Raw genomic sequence first — 17,391 nt, 5'->3', positions numbered from 1 at the left:
TACTCTGGTGTAAGGCGAGACTTTATAATGAGTTCACGCACGTATTGGTGTGGTATCGTAGTTCTCACAAAAAAACCGTTGGATCGGGATTACCATACACCGGTAGCGAACGCTATCAATGAAAGGAAGGAAAGACAGATGAGTCAACAAATAGCGGATGTAATCCTGTCTAGCAACTACGTCTTCACCGGATTATCGGATGGACCTCGGCCTGCGAGCATTGCGATTGCAGACAACAAAATCATCGCAATCGGTACTGCGGACGAAATGAAAGCGCACGCAGGTGACGCAACGAAAATATACACGTTTACCGATCAATTGATCATGCCAGGGTTTCATGATTTTCATCTTCATCTCATGGATGGGGCCGTTTCAATGACGACGGCGAATTTGTTCTCTGCGTCTTCTCTAGAAGAAGCGCTTGAAACCGTTCGTGAATATGCCGAATCGCACCCAGACACTTCTTGGGTTATCGGTTCGTCATGGGATTCTGGGTACTGGGATTCGCAGCAACTGCCGGATCGATATGCATTGGACCGCATTTTGCCCGATCGTCCTGCGCTTCTGTTCCATGCCGAGGGGCATTACGCCTGGGTGAATTCGAAAGCGTTGGAGATCGCGGGCATTCACCGGGATACGGAAAATCCTCCGTACGGGATCATCGGCAAGGACGAACACGGTGAGCCGGATGGTATTTTGTACGAAAAAGCAATGGATGCGGTGATTCGGAAAGCCTATGATTTTACAAAGGAACAAAAAAGAGAGCTTTTCACAAGCTTCCTTTCGTATGCAGCGAGTCTCGGTATCACGTCCGTCCATGACTTGTTTGCGACCGAGTCGATGGAGATGCTCTACGATTACGAGCTGTACAAAGAATTTGAGGACAGCGGGGAGCTGACCATTCGCATTCATGTGTGGCCCGCTTTAAACGGCAATCTCGATTATCCGAAACAAGTGCGAGAAAAGTATCAATCGGACAAGCTTCGGTTGTCAGGCCTGAAGCAATTCATCGATGGCGTTGTGACCGCCCGCACCGCTTATATGCTCGAACCGTATGCCGATCAACCGGATTCGCGGGGTGAAACCTCTTTTCCCGAAGAAATGCTGAAAGATTGGGTCGTGGAGGCGGACAAGGAAGGATTCAGCATTCGGTTTCACGCGATTGGCGACGGAGCGATCCGCCTGGCGCTAGATGCGTATGAAAACGCACAAAAGGTGAACGGTGTGCGCGATTCACGGCATTCTATCGAGCATATCGAGGTGATTCACCCGGATGATATTCACCGTTTTCATAAGCTGGGGGTGACCGCATCGATGCAGCCGAACCACATGGGGATGTCGGAGAGGGGCGTCTATACCGAACGGATCGGGATGGAGCGGGAACCGTATGTTTTCACCACTCATTCGCTGCAACGTGCCGGCGCGACACTGGCATTCGGAACCGACACCCCGATTGATGGTTTGAATCCGTTTCAACAGATCTATCGTGCGGTCACGCGTTTTGACAACGGAGGGGAAGAGGTTTGGAACCCGGATCAGCGCATCTCGCTGGCCGATGCATTGAAAGCCTACACGGCAGGGCCTGCTTACGGTTCGTTCCGCGAGCACGAACTCGGTACATTGGAAGTGGGCAAGCTGGCCGATCTGGTTGTCCTAGAACAAAATGTATTTGAGATTCCGGCAGAAACGATACCGGAGACGAACGTGCTGCTAACGATCGTTGATGGCAAGGTGGTGTTTGAAAAAGGTAGTGAAAGATGACGTTGCCTACACCCTCGTAAACTTGCCTCGCGTTCCGTAACGGAATATTTTCATCCATTTTTAGACGCGTACCATACATCACAACAGATAGCTGAAGAGCGGCATGACCGGTCTCTTTTCGGCTATCTGTTGTCTATTTTCACAATGATGGGGCGAGACAGTGGAGAAATCGTCATGGACGTGTTATTTTCGTTACAGAAGCTAGCGAGAAGGAGAAAATACCATGCACACGAGGTTGAGTATAGGTGAAATGGCGAAGCTGCGGAATGTAACGGTGGATACGCTGCGGCATTACGATAAGATCGGGTTACTAAAGCCGTATCATATCGACCCCGATTCGGGCTATCGTTACTACTCCATTTCACAGTATGAAGTGTTGGGAACGATCAAGGAATTGCGGGAAATCGGTTTTTCGCTAGAGGAAATCAAGCAGTTTCTCACCGACCGCAATGTCAAAAAGTCGGTTCAGCTGCTTCAAAAATCGTTAGACAATCTAGAGGACAAAATACGGCATTTGCAGCATATTCACGCGATTTTGCAGACGCGAATCAGCAACATCGAGCAGTTTACCAACAGCTACAAGGACGCGGAGATCGTCATCAAACGATTCGACGAGAGGAACTACATCCAGCTGGATAAGCCGGTGAGCTGGGCGGATAAAGAGAAGCTATATTTCGGACTCTTGGAGCTTGAAAACAAAGTAAGCGGCGTTCTGCCGGTGTTTGCCAGCAACAAATTTGGCGACTTCATCAAGCAGGATTATTTTGATGAAATTCGGCAATCAAGCGACTTTTCTCATCACCTGAGTGCCTACCAATCGCACATTTTCCTGCTGGTGCAAGATGAGGAGTCCAATCAGCCCACGCAAACGATTAAAAAAGGGCTTTACGCATGCACGTATTATGGCGGGATCGTCAGGGAAAAAATGCTGTCCCAGCTGAAAAAACTGCTCCAATACTGCGATGAAAACGGCTATGTGATCACCGGTGACGCACTGCGGATCATGCAGATTGACGTTTCATTGACGGATCAATCCGATGAAGCGTACTATGAAATTCAGATTCCGATTCAAGAGAATACTGAGTAGAAAAGCCCGCGAAATGCCTTGATCATTTCAGGGCTTTTTTTTCTGAAAAACGTCTCGACGTTTTTCATTAGATTGGATGTGACCGCTTGCGGTCAGCAAAAACGGTCATGACCGTTTTTGCGTGACGCCGCTTTACTCTGGTGTTAGACGAGACTTTATAATGAACCCATCAACAGAATGGAGTGATAATTCCACCGATTGAAAGAAGTATGACATCAAGAAGGGCAAAGGAGTGGTTGTGCGAGTTGCTGTCCGTTGCAGTATTGGCGGCATACGATACGTGATCGTGAGAACGGTTACAAACTGTCATATCAATAACAAAAACCGATCGTTACCAAGTAACGGATCACAAGGAGGATTGATGTATGGAACATACTAGCGCACCTACGCTTACACGTTCACTTACACTGAAATATGTCGTCTTTTTCGGACTGGCCTTCATGGCCCCGAAAACGTTTTTCTCGACATATGGGGTTTCTGTACACAGCACGAATGGAATGATGCCGACGGCTTATGCCATTGCACTCGTCGTCATGTTGTTTACTGCATACAGCTATGTCCAACTGGTTAAGGCGTTTCCGAACGCGGGAGCCGCTTATACGTTCACACAAAAATCAATCAGCCCGCATCTCGGCTTTATCGTCGGGTGGACGATCATCATCGATTATTTGTTCAGCCCGTTGATTAGTTCGCTTATTCTGGGGATTGCGTTGAAGGCATACTTTCCGGCTGTGCCGATGTCTGTGTGGATCATTTCTTTTGTCGTGCTGTTCACGGTCGTCAATATTTTGGGCATTAAGCTTGCGGCTAGGCTGAATACGTATTTGTTGCTCTTGCAAATCTTGTTGTTCGTGCTGTTTTTCGTTTTATCGATAAAAGGACTGCTTGCAGGCAAAGGGGCAGGGACTTTATTTTCCACACTTCCGTTCTATGATCCAGCAGTTAGCATGTCGAATCTGCTCGCGGTCGTTCCGATTCTTTGTTTCAGCTTTTTAGGCTTTGATGCGGTGACAACGCTGGCAGAAGAGACGAAAGACCCGAATCGCACGCTGCCAAAGGCGATCTATCTCATTACATTGATCGGCGGCGTTTTGTTCATCGGCGGTTCCTATTTTGCGCAGCTGATTTTTCCGGATTTTCAGTCTTTCAAAAATCCTTCGTCGGCCTACATGGAGATCGCGATGGATATCGGCGGCCACTTTTTTACGAGCCTCTTTGTTGCCGTAGGGATTACGGCAAGCTTTGCCTCCGCTGTCGCGTCGGGTACAAGCGCTTCGCGAATTTTGTACGCGATGGGGCGGGAGAGCGTTTTGCCGAAAAAGCTGTTCGGCTATCTGTCTCCTAAGTACCATACCCCGGTTTTCAATCTTTTGCTGATTGGTGCTGTTACGCTTAGTGCGCTGTTTCTGGATTTGATGACAGCCGTATCGTTGATAAACTTTGGAGCGTTGTTCGCCTTTTTCTTTGTGAATGTTTCAGTAATCGTTCACTATTATGTCCGGGAAAAACAGAGGTCGTTTGCGGGAACGATACGCTATTTGGTGATGCCTGTTATCGGAGCGGCACTCATCGGATTGTTTTTCATCGAATTGGACGCCCATTCGCTGATCCTTGGCGGTTCGTGGCTTTTGATTGGCTTCATCTATTTGTTAAAAGTAACCAAAATGTTCCGGCAGCCACCTCCACAGCTTGCCGTTGAGGAAGCTTGAGCATCTTGTTGGGAAATGAAAGGATTGATTGCAAATGAGTCAGCAGAAAGCTGATCTAATACTTACAAGTAATGCCGTATTTACCGGTCTTACCGACCACCCGGAACCCGCTTCGATTGCGATTGCAGGCAATACAATCATTGCCATCGGCACGGAGGAGGAAATCAATTGCTACGCAGGCGAGCAGACGAAAACATATGCGTTTCACGACAAATTGCTGATGCCGGGGTTCCATGATTTCCACCTTCATATCATGCAAGGTGCCGTCGCGTTGGGCAGCGTCAACCTGTTTGCGGCCCGATCGGAAGCAGAGGCCGTTCGGATGGTAGAAGCTTTCGCGGCATCCAAACCGGAGCATCCGTGGATCATCGGATTTACGTGGGATGCGGGGTACTGGGATACGCAGCAAGACCCATCCCGCCACTCGTTAGATCGAATTCTCCCTGACCGACCCGCCGTACTGTTTCATGCGGAGGGACATTATGCCTGGGTCAATTCCAAGGCGCTTGAGATTGCGTCGATCACGCGAGATACGCCGAACCCACCGTACGGGATCATTGGCAAAGACGAGAACGGGGAGCCGAACGGGCTTGTGTATGAAAAAGCGATCGGCTTGGTGATCCGCCATGCCTTCAATTTTACGCATGAGCAAAAGAGCGAAATTTTCGCGAATTTTTTGGCGCATGCAGCAAGTCTTGGCGTGACGGCTGTCCATGACCTGCATGCCTTAAAAACGATCGAGGCTTATGATGTGTTCAACCAATTCGAGGCAAACGGGGAGCTGACGTCGCGCATTCACCTATGGCCAGCGTTGGACGACCTTGAAAAGGCCAAGCGGTTGCGTGCTGCTTACCAGTCTGACAAGCTGCGTGTATCCGGCCTGAAACAGTTCATCGACGGCGTTATCACCTCACGTACCGCTTACATGCTGGAGCCGTATGCCGATCAACCGGATACGCGTGGTGAGACGTCATTTCCACCCGAGACGATCAAAAAATGGGTGGCTGCAGCGGACAAGGATGGCTTTAGCATTCGATTCCATGCGATCGGGGACGGAGCGATTCGCCTGGCACTCGATGCGTATGAGGAGGCGCAGCAGGCAAACGGAAAACGCGATTCACGTCATGCTATTGAGCACATTGAGGTGATTCATCCGGATGACATCCAGCGTTTCCACGAGCTTGGGGTCATTGCTTCGATGCAGCCGGATCATTTTGCGATGTCAGAACGGGGCGTGTACACCGAGCGCATTGGAGACGAGCGGGAAAAGCATGTGTTTGCGATTCGTACGCTGCAACAAGCCGGGGCGAAACTGGCTTTCGGGACGGATTTCCCAATCGATGTCTTGAATCCGCTACTGCAAATATATCGGGCGGTGACGAGGATCGATAGTAGTGGTAAGACTGTGTGGCATCCGCATGAGCGCATCACGCTTGCTGATGCACTGAAAGCGTATACGGCCGGCCCGGCGTACGGTTCATTTCGCGAGCACGAACTCGGTACGTTGGAAGCAGGCAAGCTGGCGGATATCGTTGTACTGGAGAAGAATCTGTTTGACGTGCCTGAGGAAGACATTCCCGATGTGCAGGTGAGCCTGACGGTTTTTGACGGAAAAGTCGTATACGACCGTGAGCGGGTACAAACAATGGAATAGAAAAGAGACGACTTTGGCAGATGCACGTCTGTGCAAGTGAACAGATGTGCATCTGCTCCATGTGAACAAAAAAGAGCAGGAGATAGAAAAAGGCAGTGCTGGAAAACAGGGGGACAGAGGATGAACCAGTTAGATGCACCAAAGCTTAAACGTTCACTTTCGTTAAAATATGTTGTATTTTTCGGGCTGGCTTTTATGGCGCCGACAACGCTGTTTTCGACCTATGGTGTGGCCGTTCACAGCACAAACGGGATGATCCCGACCGCCTACCTCGTAGCGTTGATCGTCATGCTGTTTACCGCTTATAGCTATGCGCAAATCGTGAAAGCGTTTCCGAATGCTGGGGCCGCCTATACGTTTACGCAAAAATCGCTGAGTCCCCATGTCGGCTTTCTCGTGGGCTGGACGATTTTGCTGGATTATGTTTTCAGTCCAATGATCAGCGCGTTGCTTTTGGGGATTGCGATGGAGGCGTACTTCCCGTCCATTCCCATGTACATTTGGATCATCGCGTTCATCGTCACGGTCACCATCGTAAATGTGCTTGGGGTAACGGTTGCGGCCCGATTTAATACGGCGCTTCTTTTCTTTCAATTCGGAACGCTCACCTTGTTCGTGACGTTTTCGGTGAAAGGCTTGCTCAACGGTCTTGGGGCAGGGACGCTCTTTTCGCTGCATCCATTTATCGATCCTAATGTGAGCATGCCGAATTTCCTTTCCGTGATCCCACTTTTATGCTTTTCTTTCTTAGGATTCGATGCGGCAACGACACTGTCGGAAGAAACAAAAGACCCGCAAAAATCAATTCCGCGGGCAATCTATCTGATCACGCTCATTGCAGGGGCATACTACTTGGTCGGCTCGTATTTTTTGCAGCTCGTCTGGCCTGACTATCAATCGTTTCAGGACCCAGAATCGGCCTACATTGAAATCGCGATGCATATCGGAGGCAACTTTTTGGTCAGCTACATCCTTGCTGAAGGGATCATGTCCAGCTTTTCCTCGGCGGTGGCATCGGGGGCAAGCGCCTCGCGGATTTTGTATGCGATGGGGCGCGAAGGCGTGCTTCCCCGCAAAGTGTTCGGCTATCTTTCACCGAAGTATCGCACGCCGGTCTACAACATCCTGCTGATCGGTTGTATCGCGCTAAGCTCACTCCTGTTAAGTCTCACAACGGCTGTATCGCTGATCAATTTCGGCGCCTTATTCGCGTTTACATTCGTAAACCTGTCGGTGATCTCCCATTTTTACATCCGACAAAAGCAGAGGTCAGCGTCGGGGACGATTCGATACTTGATCATTCCTCTCATCGGAGCTGCTCTGACCGGACTGTTTTGGGTCAAGCTGGATATTCATTCGCTCATCTTGGGCGGAGCTTGGCTTACAATCGGATTTTTGTACTTGCTAAACCTGACGAATATGTTCAGACAGCCGCCTCCAGAGCTTGGGATTGAAGAGGCGCATTAGTAAGAGGGGAACGAAGCTCGAGTTTTTTTAACCGATTGAAAAAGTAGTAGACACATGATAGCAAGAAGGATGTGACCCCGTTGAGAGCACGTAAGGCTGGCTCTCGCGAGGGTCTTTTTCATGTGAAAACTACTCGATCAGTCTTCCATGGTGTTTGGTATTCAAAGAAAACACGTGATCGTTTTAATAGAATGTGATATATTACATTCCATGTGAAGCGTACAAAATTTTGATTGAACAAAAACTGGAAAAAAGGCTAATCAAGAATACAAGAACACCCATCATCATGAATCGGCGAAAGGGAGAGTAAGGAAAGTATGCGGTCCAAGCGTTTTATGGGGATATCGTTGGTTTTAATAGGGGCCGTGTTGTGGGGAGTTTCCGGCACGGTTGCGCAATATTTGTTTCAAGAGCAAAACTTTAGCCCAGAGTGGCTGACGGTTGTCCGCTTGTTGCTGGCAGGCGTCATTCTATTAACATTTGGCTACCGCAAAGAAAAACAGCGAATTTGGGCGATCTGGAAAAGCAAGCATGATAGGTCGAGCCTCGTGCTGTTCGGCCTCTTGGGCATGCTGGCCGTCCAGTACACTTATTTTGCCGCCATCCAACACGGCAATGCCGCTACTGCGACGGTTCTGCAATATTTGGGGCCGGTACTCATCACTTGCTATGCTGCGGTCCGCGCAAAGCGGCTGCCGACCCGAAGCGAGCTGCTTGCGGTTGTACTAGCGATAGCGGGAACGTTTTTACTGGTGACCCACGGCAGTCTCTCCAGTCTGTCGGTATCCGGATGGGCACTGTTTTGGGGAATCAGCTCCGCATTTGCATTAGCCTTTTACACGCTGAATCCGCAAGCGCTGCTGGATAAGTGGGGCTCAACGATAATCGTGGGATGGGGGATGCTCGTCGGCGGGGTCGGGTTCAGTTTTGTCCATCCGCCTTGGGCATTTACAGGACACTGGTCGGTCGCGTCGTTACTCGCCTTCCTGTTCATCATTATTTTCGGCACCGTCATCGCATTTTATTGTTATTTGGAGAGCTTGCAATATTTGACCGCCTCGGAAACGAGCCTGATCGCCTGTATCGAACCGTTATCGGCAGCCGTTTTATCCGTGGTTTGGTTGAATGTGTCGTTTGGACTCGCCGATTGGCTGGGCACGTTGGGGATTGTCGGTACACTGATCGTCCTTTCACTCGGCAAGTCGCGGAAGAGAATGGAAAAAAACACAACGGTTCCGTTATAGAGAGAAGATCATCTATGGAGAGAGACCAGCGATCCCGGCTGAACAGGGATTTGCTGGTTTTTTGCTGTGAACCCTGTTATTAGGTAGACGAGGTCTCTTCCGGATAAAGCTTGCCTTCTTCGCCAAACAGCTCGCGCAGATGTTGATAATGGCGAGCGGAAACGGTGGGAAACACGAATGCGACCTGCCCTTCTTCCAGCACAATCGCATCTTTTTGCTCGATGGAAAACGGCATCTCCATCGTAGACAGCGTTTCTTTCAAATAATGGACTTCATCCCAGGGGACGGTAAAATAAAATGATTTGTGATCCATGTGGCACGGCTCCTTTCTGATTCTAGTATACCCTGTTCGGACAGCTAATTAGAAATAGAATGGATCATGAGGTTGATATGATTGTCGACATTTGAAGCTTTTTTCAATCCGCGACATGGGGATCAAGTACAGTATGAATCCCAACTCCGTTCAGCCCATTCCAGGCAGTTTGACACGACAACACAATGCGCTATATTATTAAGAATATCATTAATTAAGGAGATGCTTAATTGGTTGCCAACGACACACTCAGCCTCATCTTCGCTGCGCTCGCCGATCCGACGCGCAGAAACATCCTGTCAAGGCTGTCACAGGGAGCCGCTACAGTAGGGGAGGTCTCCGAGCACTTCGAGATAAGCGCACCCGCGATCTCCCAACACCTCAAAGTACTGGAGCGAGCTGGGCTGATCGGACGCACAGCAAAAGCCCAATGGCGGACCCTGACGATGCGCACCGAGCCTCTCGATGAGGTATCGGCCTGGGTTGAGAAGCACCGCCGCGAGTGGAACCAGCACTTCGACGCACTGGAATTGCACCTCAAGTCCATGACCAAAAAGGAGGAACAATGAACATGACAACATCTACACCGGAGTTCTCCATAACCCGTACCCTGAATGCCCGACGCGAGCTCGTATGGCGCGCCTGGACCGAGAAGAAGGAACTCGCTGGCTGGCTACCTTCGACACCCCTGGAGTCAATCTCCTTCGACGTCCGCGAAGGCGGACGCTACCGCTACACAATGGTCAATAAGGAGACTGGCCAGGAGTATCACACCGGTGGTGTGTTCCTTGACGTCATTCCTTTCGAACGGCTCGTCTTCACCTGGGGTTACCCCGATGCTCCCATCGAGGACTCCCCTGTCGTGACACTAACCCTCACCGAACAGGGCGATCGCACCGAGATGATCTTCCACCTACGCGGATTCGCTGGTCATCCCGGCGATCAGTACGTGTACGACGGCTGGTCTAATACGCTCGACAATTTGTCGACGCACCTTCGTGACCAGAAGTAGTACACGGCAGCAAGAGCCTTTACGGCCGTCCCGCAAGTTATGATTCTGCTAAACGAATGAAAGAGCACAGCGGTGGAACAGAACCATCGCTTTTTTCATTCAACCTTGCCATTGAGCAAACGGGATCTAAAATTGATTATTTGAGTGTGGTCCATCAGAATAATGTAAAAGCTAGCGAGGTGGGTCAACATGATTAAAGTAATGGCCTTTCTTACCAAAAAGGATGGAATGAATACACGAGATCTTATTGAATACTATGAGAATCAACATGTACCACTGATTACTAGATTGGCACCAATCCCTAGCGTTTACAAACAAAACTACATTCTACGAAAGGACGACTCTAGTACAAAAGATGACCTCGATATCATGACAGAACTGGTATTTCCTGACCATGGTGCATATGAAGCTTGGGTAGCTAAGATGTATGCTCCAAAATCTGGGGTTGCAGAGGACGAGCTCAATTTTCTTGATCGTTCGCGAACTAGGTCTTATGTCGTCGAAGAACACGTGACTTCCGAGTAAGGGTCAAAGAAACACGTTCATGTATATAACCTGTTTTGGAACCCTAGCTCTCCAGGTCGAGGGTTTGATCGCGTTGCGTCAGGATACCGAAGCTTGTGCGCGCGGCGCGCAAAACATATATTCGCTGGTCCACCAGCGATGTCTGGTTAAGCAATAGTAGGCGTCTCGTACTAAAGTGAAGCGCTGAAGCTCGCAAAGTTTTAGGATTGATGATGAATGAAGTATTTGGTGAGGAAACCATTAGATGATGGGCGAGTGAACGAATGATGAGAGGGATGGGAAAGTGAGCGATACAAGGACCAAATTGATGCTGGATTTGCAAAGAATTGAGAAAGATGAGTATCAGTTACGCGAAGGTGAGCAGCATCAAGATTTCTTACCTTTGTTACTTCAATATATTGGCGATCCTCAGCCAGAATTACGGGATAACCTGATTTATCCGATGTTTTATATGTGGATTAAGGAAGAGAATAGGTTCAGTGGAGAGGAGTTGCGTAGCCTCTTAACTGTTCTGTCTGATGAGAACCATTTATTCTATAATATTGGCAGCGAGGATGATCAGTCAGTTTTTACAAGGACGTTCTCTGCCTTACCTATAGCTTTGATTGTGCAACGCCACAGACAGAATCCATTTTTCAATCAAGCGGAAATTGAGCAATTAATGCATACAATGCTCCGTTATTATAAAGAGGAGAAGGATCTGCGAGGTTACCTTTCAGTAGGAGGTTGGGCTCACAGCGCTTCTCACGGTGCGGATGTTTTTGTCGAGCTGGTGCAGTGCGAGGAGAGCAGCGTCGCAATGCTGCGTGAGGTTCTTGTCGCTATTTCTGGCAAGCTTCATAATGGTAGACACATTTTTAGCGATGAGGATGATGAGCGGTTGGTCAACATCGTGGATACGATGATGGACAATGAGTTACTTCCACATCAAGAAATCGCTGATTGGATTAAAGGCTTAGCGCAATGCTGCAATTTGCCGAGAAGTCGCAGTCAGGTGATTGCTCGCGTGAACAGCAAGAATTTTTTACGCAGTCTCTATTTCAGAAGGGGACAAGATAACCGAGGGAATGAGCTTAACGCTGTCATGCTTGGTACTGAGGCAAAACTGAACAGGTTTTCTATCCGTTAAAGGATTAGAGGGGCTGTCCCAAAAGCCATGGAAAATTGGCTGAGGGCTTGCCCCTTTTTATGTCAAGAAAAACAAAAAGAAACCATCAGCGACAATGAAAGGACGCAAGCAAATGCTCGGCACGTACTATGTTTGGTGGGGATAGCGATGACCAAGTTGAGTCAGACAAGCGTTCAATTAGCGGAGTTCGTTCGCTCGAGCATTATTTGAGTTGGTAATTGGGTTGGCTTACACAGCTGTCGACTGAAAGCTCTGATTTGAATAACGGAAATTCCCCTTGTACATAACCTAAACAGCCCCTGCATATGTTAAAAAATCAGCATAAATTCTGGAAATGATTCGTTTATATATTTTATCGTGTTTTGACGTTCCCTTCGTTATTAACCGCCCATCGATATGATTGCAACCTCTAAGGCTCCTTAAATCCTTACGAAAATGGTGTGAACCAAATAAATATTGATTTCTCTTGTTAATTGATATATAAATTGATTAGAAGTATTATTATTTAATACTTAATTTAAATGACGGGAGAGGTACAAATGGACTCTATGGCAACAGCTAACACTGGAAAGTGCCCGTTTTCGCATGGTAGCACTACTAGTCACAACCCTAGTGCTACGTCTAATAAACACTGGTGGCCCAACCAGCTGAACTTGAATATTCTGCATCAGCATGACAGAAAATCTAATCCTATGGGCGAAGACTTCGATTATGCAGAAGAATTCAAAAAGTTAGACTACCAGGCTCTTAAACAGGATCTTTATGATCTCATGACAAACAGTCAAGATTGGTGGCCTGCCGACTACGGACATTACGGTCCATTTTTTATCCGTATGGCTTGGCACTCCGCTGGTACATATCGTACAGGAGACGGCCGTGGGGGTGCTGGAACCGGCACACAGCGTTTTGCTCCACTGAACAGCTGGCCAGACAACGGCAATCTTGATAAAGCCCGTCGACTTCTATGGCCGATTAAACAAAAGTATGGCAATAAGATCTCTTGGGCCGACTTGTACATTCTAGCAGGTAATGCTGCTATTGAATCCATGGGAGGTAAGACCATCGGTTTTGGAGGTGGACGCGCGGACGTTTGGCATCCAGAAGAAGATATTTACTGGGGTGCTGAAAAGGAATGGCTAGGTGATAAGCGTTACACCGGCGATCGAGAGCTCGAGAATCCGCTTGCTGCTGTTCAGATGGGTCTTATCTATGTTAACCCAGAAGGTCCGAACGGGAATCCAGATCCGCTTGCAAGTGCTCGCGACATTCGCGAAACCTTCCAACGCATGGGAATGAACGATGAAGAAACCGTTGCACTGGTGGCGGGTGGACATACGTTTGGTAAGGCACACGGCGCAGGTGATGCTGCTCATGTTGGCCCAGAGCCGGAAGCTGCTCCTGTTGAAGCAATGGGCTTAGGATGGCTGAGCACACACGGTTCAGGTAAAGGGCGAGACACCATCACAAGCGGTATTGAAGGTGCTTGGACTGCGAATCCGACACAATGGGATAATGGTTTCTTTGAACTACTGTTCGGATATGAATGGGAGCTTACCAAGAGCCCAGCAGGCGCACACCAGTGGGTAGCTGTAAATCCTGCTGATGAGCATCTTGCACCAGATGCAGAAGATGCATCCGTTCGTGTTCCAACGATGATGACTACTGCGGATATGGCATTGCGTATGGATCCAGTATACGAAAAGATTTCTCGTCGTTATTATGAGAATCCAGAAGAGTTTGCAGATGCATTTGCGCGTGCATGGTTCAAACTTACACACCGCGACATGGGTCCTCGTGCAAGATATCTAGGCCCAGAAGTTCCAGAAGAAGATTTTATCTGGCAAGATCCTGTACCCGCTACTGAATATGAATTAACCGATGAAGATATAGCAGAGCTAAAAACACGAATTTTAGATTCGGGTCTTACTGTAAGCGAGCTGGTAACAACGGCTTGGGCCTCCGCTAGTACCTTCCGTGGCTCGGATATGCGTGGCGGCGCCAATGGTGCTCGCATCCGTCTTGCTCCACTTAATGAGTGGGAAGTGAATGAGCCAAAACAACTTGAAAAAGTGCTTACGATCCTAGGAGTCATTCAAGAGGACTTTGGTAAGAAAGTCAGCATGGCAGATTTGATTGTACTCGGCGGTAGTGCCGCTGTAGAAAAAGCTGCAAAAGATGCAGGCTTTGATGTAACGGTTCCTTTTTCTCCTGGACGTGGTGATGCAACACAAGAGCAAACAGATGCTGAAAACTTTGCCGTTCTCGAGCCGATCGCAGATGGTTTCCGGAACTATCAGAAGAAGCAGTATCGTGTAAGTCCTGCAGAGCTCCTAGTAGACAAGGCACAGCTCCTGAACCTTACTGCACCAGAAATGACTGCGCTTATTGGCGGTATGCGTGTTTTAGGTGCAAACCACGGTGGCACACAACACGGCGTATTCACGCATCGTGTAGGCACACTCACGAACGACTTCTTTGTTAACTTGCTAGACATGGGAGTAAAGTGGATGCCTGTAGACGGAGGAGTTTTTGAAGGACGTGATCGCAAGACAGGTGAAGTCGTGCGTACAGCGACTGTTGTTGACCTCGTGTTCGGTTCAAACTCTGTTCTGCGTGCCATTGCAGAAGTTTATGCTCAAGATGATAACAATGAAAAGTTTGTGCGTGACTTTATAGCTGCATGGGTAAAGGTCATGAATGCAGATCGTTTCGACCTTAAGTAATGGTTACTACGGTTTAAGTCTCCAAACATTAAAAGCGTAATCTGAAAAAATAAAGCAAAGAACAGTATTTGTTGTTAAATACTGTTCTTTGCTTTACTTTTGTAAATTTTGGAAATTAACTTTTTGAAGTTTCTCTTTTATATCCTGTTAATCCGTCGGACTTGCAGATACCGGGACAGCTTGCCTTGAGCCCGGCCGTTGATGGGTTTCGCCCCACTCACACATGACTTCCATCACGGGTACCAATGTCTTGCCATATTCACTTAATGAATATTCCACTTTCGGGGGGACCGATGGATAAACCGTCCGTGTCACCAGCCGGTCGTTCTCCAGCTCCCGCAAATGCTGCGCCAGCATCTTCTGCGTCACACCGGGAATCAGCTTCTCCAGCTGGCTGAACCGCTTGGTGGAGTCTAACAAAAGCCATAAGATCGTAGGCTTCCACTTCCCGCCAAGCACGTGAATCACCGTTTCAATCGGACATTTTCTTTCCATTGCTGCCTCTGTGCCAGCTTCCATCCAATCCCTCCCTGCTCAAGCTTACTTTCAAGTAAGGACCCTACATGAAAGTGGGTTCTTAACAAGATTTTAGGGCGGTGCTAAGCTTAAGTCAATTCAGCAATGAAAAATTTGGAAATTCCTAGAAAGGGGAATGAACGATGAAGATTATTGTTTTCGGAGCAACGGGAAATACGGGAAGAAGGGTACTGGCCAGAGGCGTAAATAAGGGGCATGAATTGACCGCCTTCGTGCGCAATCCCAGGAAGCTTTATGAGCAGCAAGGCGAGCAGATCGCGGGGCAAGTGAAGGTGATAGCGAAGGACATCATGGATCCGGAAAGCGTCTGCGAAGCGCTCTCGCAGCAAGACGCCGCTATTATCGCAGCTGGTCATGCCGGCCAGGGAGAAGATTTTGTTCGTATCGTCGATAACATCGTCAGCCAGTGTGAAGATAACACGCGGTTTTCCGGACGGGTATGGTTAATGGGTGGCGCCGGGCTGCTCGACATTCCGTATACCGATCTGATCGGCAATAATTTGCCCGGGTTCCCGCCCATGTACCAAACTCACAACCGGAATTTGGACCGACTGCGGCAAACCAATCTCGATTGGTCCGTCATGTGCCCGGGCACGATGGTCGAATCGGCCGATCTACCGTCGTCCGTTCGTTTGCATGTGTGCACAGACATTTTGCCCGTGCCTGTTCCGGAGACCATCAAGAACTTCTCCGAAGCCGAGGTTGCCGGCCATCTGTTCAGCCGGTTGAAGGAGCTGGATGTCACTTACGAGGATGTAGCGAACTGTATGCTAAACCACCTCGAGCTTGCAGGGCCGTTTAAAGGCAAAAGAGTCGGTCTCGCTTACCAAAGCGAGCTGCAGGTACGCTGAGCGTGGAAGGAGACGGCCCTGTATGTTCGGATTGCTGCTCGAAGGTATAGGAGGGGCGTGGCTGGAGTTTGGGTTGTCAGGTCTCGTCATCGGATGTGCGGTTCTATTTGCAAGTGCTCATTTAGGTAAGCAGAAGAAATCTTTCATTACGAGTCCGTAAACAATGAAGACACCATCCTGGTAGTGAGTGTAGGTGTCTTCATTGTTTTCCTATACGTGCAAGTACCCGTTAATTTCCGTAGATCGAGCCGGTTGAGGAACTAACAACACCATTGTTCACATCCAACTGATAAGAAAACCCTCCTGATCCGCTCCAGGTGTTGAGATTAAAAGTGCTTCCCTCTGTTAGTTTGTAGATCGAAATATTGGCATAGGTCAAAGGAGTGCCGCTTTGGCAAACGGATGGAGCCTGATTACTTTTAGCCATAAACACGCCCGGGTTGGGAGCTCCGGGCTGTACAGCAACGGTCGCACTGCCATCTTGTTCCACCAAAAGGGCAGTCTGTTCATTGACGGCGATTCCTTTGGCCTTGTCTGGAGCTTCATAGCCGTCTTGAATACTTCTGGCAAGGAAGGTGAGGAAACGTCCCATCCGATCGCGTTGCTGGAAATGGCTGTCGGTGGTGATGTGATCGTTGACGGGTGTTGTTATCAGGTCATGGGTCAAGGAAATAAGGGAGTTGTACGGATTGGCTAAGGCAGCGGGGGAATCAAGATTCTTGTTCTTTGTCGCAATCGCATCATAGCTATGTTCGCCTTGAATGGCCAAGCCAGCGCTTGTCCCACCAAATGGGATGCCTTGCGCGATTCGGGAGTTAAGGGCGTTCAGTGCGGGGGAGCCCTTCAAAAATGTAACGTAATCGGCTTGATTGCCACCTGCAAAGAAAATGGCTTCCGCGTTGTTAATTTTATCGATGACAAAGGAATTGGAACCGGCCTTTGCCAAGTCTTTCACAATCAATGTGCTGACGGAATTCAAAGGCTTTCCGGCTGTTTGAGCCAAGTCATAAATATAAGAGTTGTAGGCATCCGTCCCAGAGGCGCGGAGAATGAGGAAGTCACCTCCGTTCGCTTTTTCACTCATCCAAACGAAAGCTTGGTCAACGTCAGTGCTTCCGCCCATAAACACCTCGCCAAAGGTGGTGGACGTAGACACATCTGTTGTGTTGCCGTAGGTGAAAAACGTGTAAGGGGCTGATGCAGCGAATACCGGGATGGAGCTGAACAGTAAACCTGCTGATAGAACGGTGCTGGCTACCATTTTTGGAAAGGACCATTTAGGCATGGATCGTGCCTCCTTAATAGATTTGGTGACAGCGATAAAACATTGCAAAAAACGAGCCAACCATGGTTGGCGCAGGCTGTCGATAAAGTCGGCA

The 17,391-nt window shown here is 48.8% G+C and carries 15 protein-coding genes; 12 read left to right on the top strand and 3 right to left on the bottom strand.

The window, feature by feature from the left end; genetic code table 11:
* The first annotated feature begins 138 nt into the window (after window positions 1-138).
* From EDM56_RS02325 to EDM56_RS02300, 6 genes are all read left to right on the top strand, one after another.
* Entirely contained in the window at window positions 139-1,761 is a 1,623-nt protein-coding gene (locus EDM56_RS02325) for an amidohydrolase (RefSeq protein WP_122916282.1), read from the top strand.
* A 223-nt stretch (window positions 1,762-1,984) separates the two neighbouring features.
* Window positions 1,985-2,848, top strand: coding sequence for a MerR family transcriptional regulator (locus EDM56_RS02320; protein ID WP_122916281.1), 864 nt, complete (start codon window positions 1,985-1,987; stop codon window positions 2,846-2,848).
* A 365-nt stretch (window positions 2,849-3,213) separates the two neighbouring features.
* Window positions 3,214-4,557 carry an APC family permease gene (locus tag EDM56_RS02315; protein WP_122916280.1) on the top strand — a complete coding sequence of 448 codons (1,344 nt, stop codon included), beginning with the start codon at window positions 3,214-3,216 and terminating at the stop codon, window positions 4,555-4,557.
* A 34-nt stretch (window positions 4,558-4,591) separates the two neighbouring features.
* Window positions 4,592-6,211, top strand: a complete 1,620-nt coding sequence (locus EDM56_RS02310) for an amidohydrolase (RefSeq protein ID WP_122916279.1) — start codon at window positions 4,592-4,594, stop codon at window positions 6,209-6,211.
* A 120-nt stretch (window positions 6,212-6,331) separates the two neighbouring features.
* Window positions 6,332-7,678 carry an APC family permease gene (locus tag EDM56_RS02305; RefSeq protein WP_122916278.1) on the top strand — a complete coding sequence of 449 codons (1,347 nt, stop codon included), beginning with the start codon at window positions 6,332-6,334 and terminating at the stop codon, window positions 7,676-7,678.
* 317 nt (window positions 7,679-7,995) lie between these two features.
* Window positions 7,996-8,922, top strand: coding sequence for a DMT family transporter (locus EDM56_RS02300; protein ID WP_122916277.1), 927 nt, complete (start codon window positions 7,996-7,998; stop codon window positions 8,920-8,922).
* Window positions 8,923-9,001: 79 nt separating this feature from the next.
* Here EDM56_RS02300 and EDM56_RS02295 read toward each other — a convergent pair whose 3' ends face one another.
* The gene (locus EDM56_RS02295; protein ID WP_122916276.1) at window positions 9,002-9,235 is read right to left on the bottom strand and encodes a hypothetical protein; all 234 of its coding nucleotides are present in this window, start codon (window positions 9,233-9,235) and stop codon (window positions 9,002-9,004) included.
* Between the two features lie 230 nt (window positions 9,236-9,465).
* Here EDM56_RS02295 and EDM56_RS02290 point away from each other — a divergent pair, with 230 nt between their 5' ends.
* From EDM56_RS02290 to katG, 5 genes are all read left to right on the top strand, one after another.
* Complete coding sequence (locus EDM56_RS02290; RefSeq protein WP_122916275.1) at window positions 9,466-9,804, top strand: ArsR/SmtB family transcription factor; 339 nt, start codon at window positions 9,466-9,468, stop codon at window positions 9,802-9,804.
* Entirely contained in the window at window positions 9,801-10,247 is a 447-nt protein-coding gene (locus EDM56_RS02285) for an SRPBCC family protein (RefSeq protein WP_246009230.1), read from the top strand. Before EDM56_RS02290 ends, EDM56_RS02285 begins: the two co-directional genes overlap by 4 nt.
* 189 nt (window positions 10,248-10,436) lie before the next feature.
* Window positions 10,437-10,772 (top strand): EthD domain-containing protein, encoded by a 336-nt coding sequence (locus EDM56_RS02280; RefSeq protein WP_122916273.1) that lies wholly within the window; start codon window positions 10,437-10,439, stop codon window positions 10,770-10,772.
* A gap of 283 nt (window positions 10,773-11,055) precedes the next feature.
* Window positions 11,056-11,901, top strand: coding sequence for a DUF2785 domain-containing protein (locus EDM56_RS02275; RefSeq protein ID WP_122916272.1), 846 nt, complete (start codon window positions 11,056-11,058; stop codon window positions 11,899-11,901).
* Window positions 11,902-12,440: 539 nt separating this feature from the next.
* Window positions 12,441-14,624 carry a catalase/peroxidase HPI gene (katG, locus tag EDM56_RS02270; RefSeq protein ID WP_122916271.1) on the top strand — a complete coding sequence of 728 codons (2,184 nt, stop codon included), beginning with the start codon at window positions 12,441-12,443 and terminating at the stop codon, window positions 14,622-14,624.
* Between the two features lie 147 nt (window positions 14,625-14,771).
* Here the strand turns inward: katG and EDM56_RS02265 are convergent, their stop codons facing one another.
* Entirely contained in the window at window positions 14,772-15,143 is a 372-nt protein-coding gene (locus tag EDM56_RS02265) for a winged helix-turn-helix transcriptional regulator (protein WP_281274934.1), read from the bottom strand.
* Between the two features lie 140 nt (window positions 15,144-15,283).
* Here EDM56_RS02265 and EDM56_RS02260 point away from each other — a divergent pair, with 140 nt between their 5' ends.
* A complete protein-coding gene (locus EDM56_RS02260) occupies window positions 15,284-16,012 on the top strand; it encodes an NAD(P)-dependent oxidoreductase (RefSeq protein WP_122916270.1) in 729 nt (242 codons plus the stop codon).
* A 229-nt stretch (window positions 16,013-16,241) separates the two neighbouring features.
* On the opposite strand, the gene EDM56_RS02255 is transcribed toward EDM56_RS02260, so the two are convergent.
* Window positions 16,242-17,273, bottom strand: a complete 1,032-nt coding sequence (locus EDM56_RS02255) for a cyanophycinase (RefSeq protein WP_246009256.1) — start codon at window positions 17,271-17,273, stop codon at window positions 16,242-16,244.
* Window positions 17,274-17,391 lie beyond the last annotated feature (118 nt).

Origin of the sequence: Brevibacillus fluminis (genome assembly GCF_003710825.1) — a bacterium.
GTDB classification, from domain to species: Bacteria; Bacillota; Bacilli; order Brevibacillales; family Brevibacillaceae; genus Brevibacillus_D; species Brevibacillus_D fluminis.
The sequence above is the reverse complement of the archived record's forward strand: the minus strand, read 5'-3'. Positions and strand labels throughout refer to the sequence as shown.

Excerpts from the sequence above, each read along its gene's own strand:
- EDM56_RS02325 (WP_122916282.1), top strand. The coding sequence starts at position 139 with ATGAGTCAACAAATAGCGGATGTAATCCTGTCTAGCAACTACGTCTTC.
- EDM56_RS02320 (WP_122916281.1), top strand. The coding sequence starts at position 1,985 with ATGCACACGAGGTTGAGTATAGGTGAAATGGCGAAGCTGCGGAATGTA.
- EDM56_RS02315 (WP_122916280.1), top strand. The coding sequence starts at position 3,214 with ATGGAACATACTAGCGCACCTACGCTTACACGTTCACTTACACTGAAA.
- EDM56_RS02310 (WP_122916279.1), top strand. The coding sequence starts at position 4,592 with ATGAGTCAGCAGAAAGCTGATCTAATACTTACAAGTAATGCCGTATTT.
- EDM56_RS02305 (WP_122916278.1), top strand. The coding sequence starts at position 6,332 with ATGAACCAGTTAGATGCACCAAAGCTTAAACGTTCACTTTCGTTAAAA.
- EDM56_RS02300 (WP_122916277.1), top strand. The coding sequence starts at position 7,996 with ATGCGGTCCAAGCGTTTTATGGGGATATCGTTGGTTTTAATAGGGGCC.
- EDM56_RS02295 (WP_122916276.1), bottom strand. The coding sequence starts at position 9,235 with ATGGATCACAAATCATTTTATTTTACCGTCCCCTGGGATGAAGTCCAT.
- EDM56_RS02285 (WP_246009230.1), top strand. The coding sequence starts at position 9,801 with ATGAACATGACAACATCTACACCGGAGTTCTCCATAACCCGTACCCTG.
- EDM56_RS02280 (WP_122916273.1), top strand. The coding sequence starts at position 10,437 with ATGATTAAAGTAATGGCCTTTCTTACCAAAAAGGATGGAATGAATACA.
- katG (WP_122916271.1), top strand. The coding sequence starts at position 12,441 with ATGGACTCTATGGCAACAGCTAACACTGGAAAGTGCCCGTTTTCGCAT.
- EDM56_RS02265 (WP_281274934.1), bottom strand. The coding sequence starts at position 15,143 with ATGGAAGCTGGCACAGAGGCAGCAATGGAAAGAAAATGTCCGATTGAA.
- EDM56_RS02260 (WP_122916270.1), top strand. The coding sequence starts at position 15,284 with ATGAAGATTATTGTTTTCGGAGCAACGGGAAATACGGGAAGAAGGGTA.
- EDM56_RS02255 (WP_246009256.1), bottom strand. The coding sequence starts at position 17,273 with ATGGTAGCCAGCACCGTTCTATCAGCAGGTTTACTGTTCAGCTCCATC.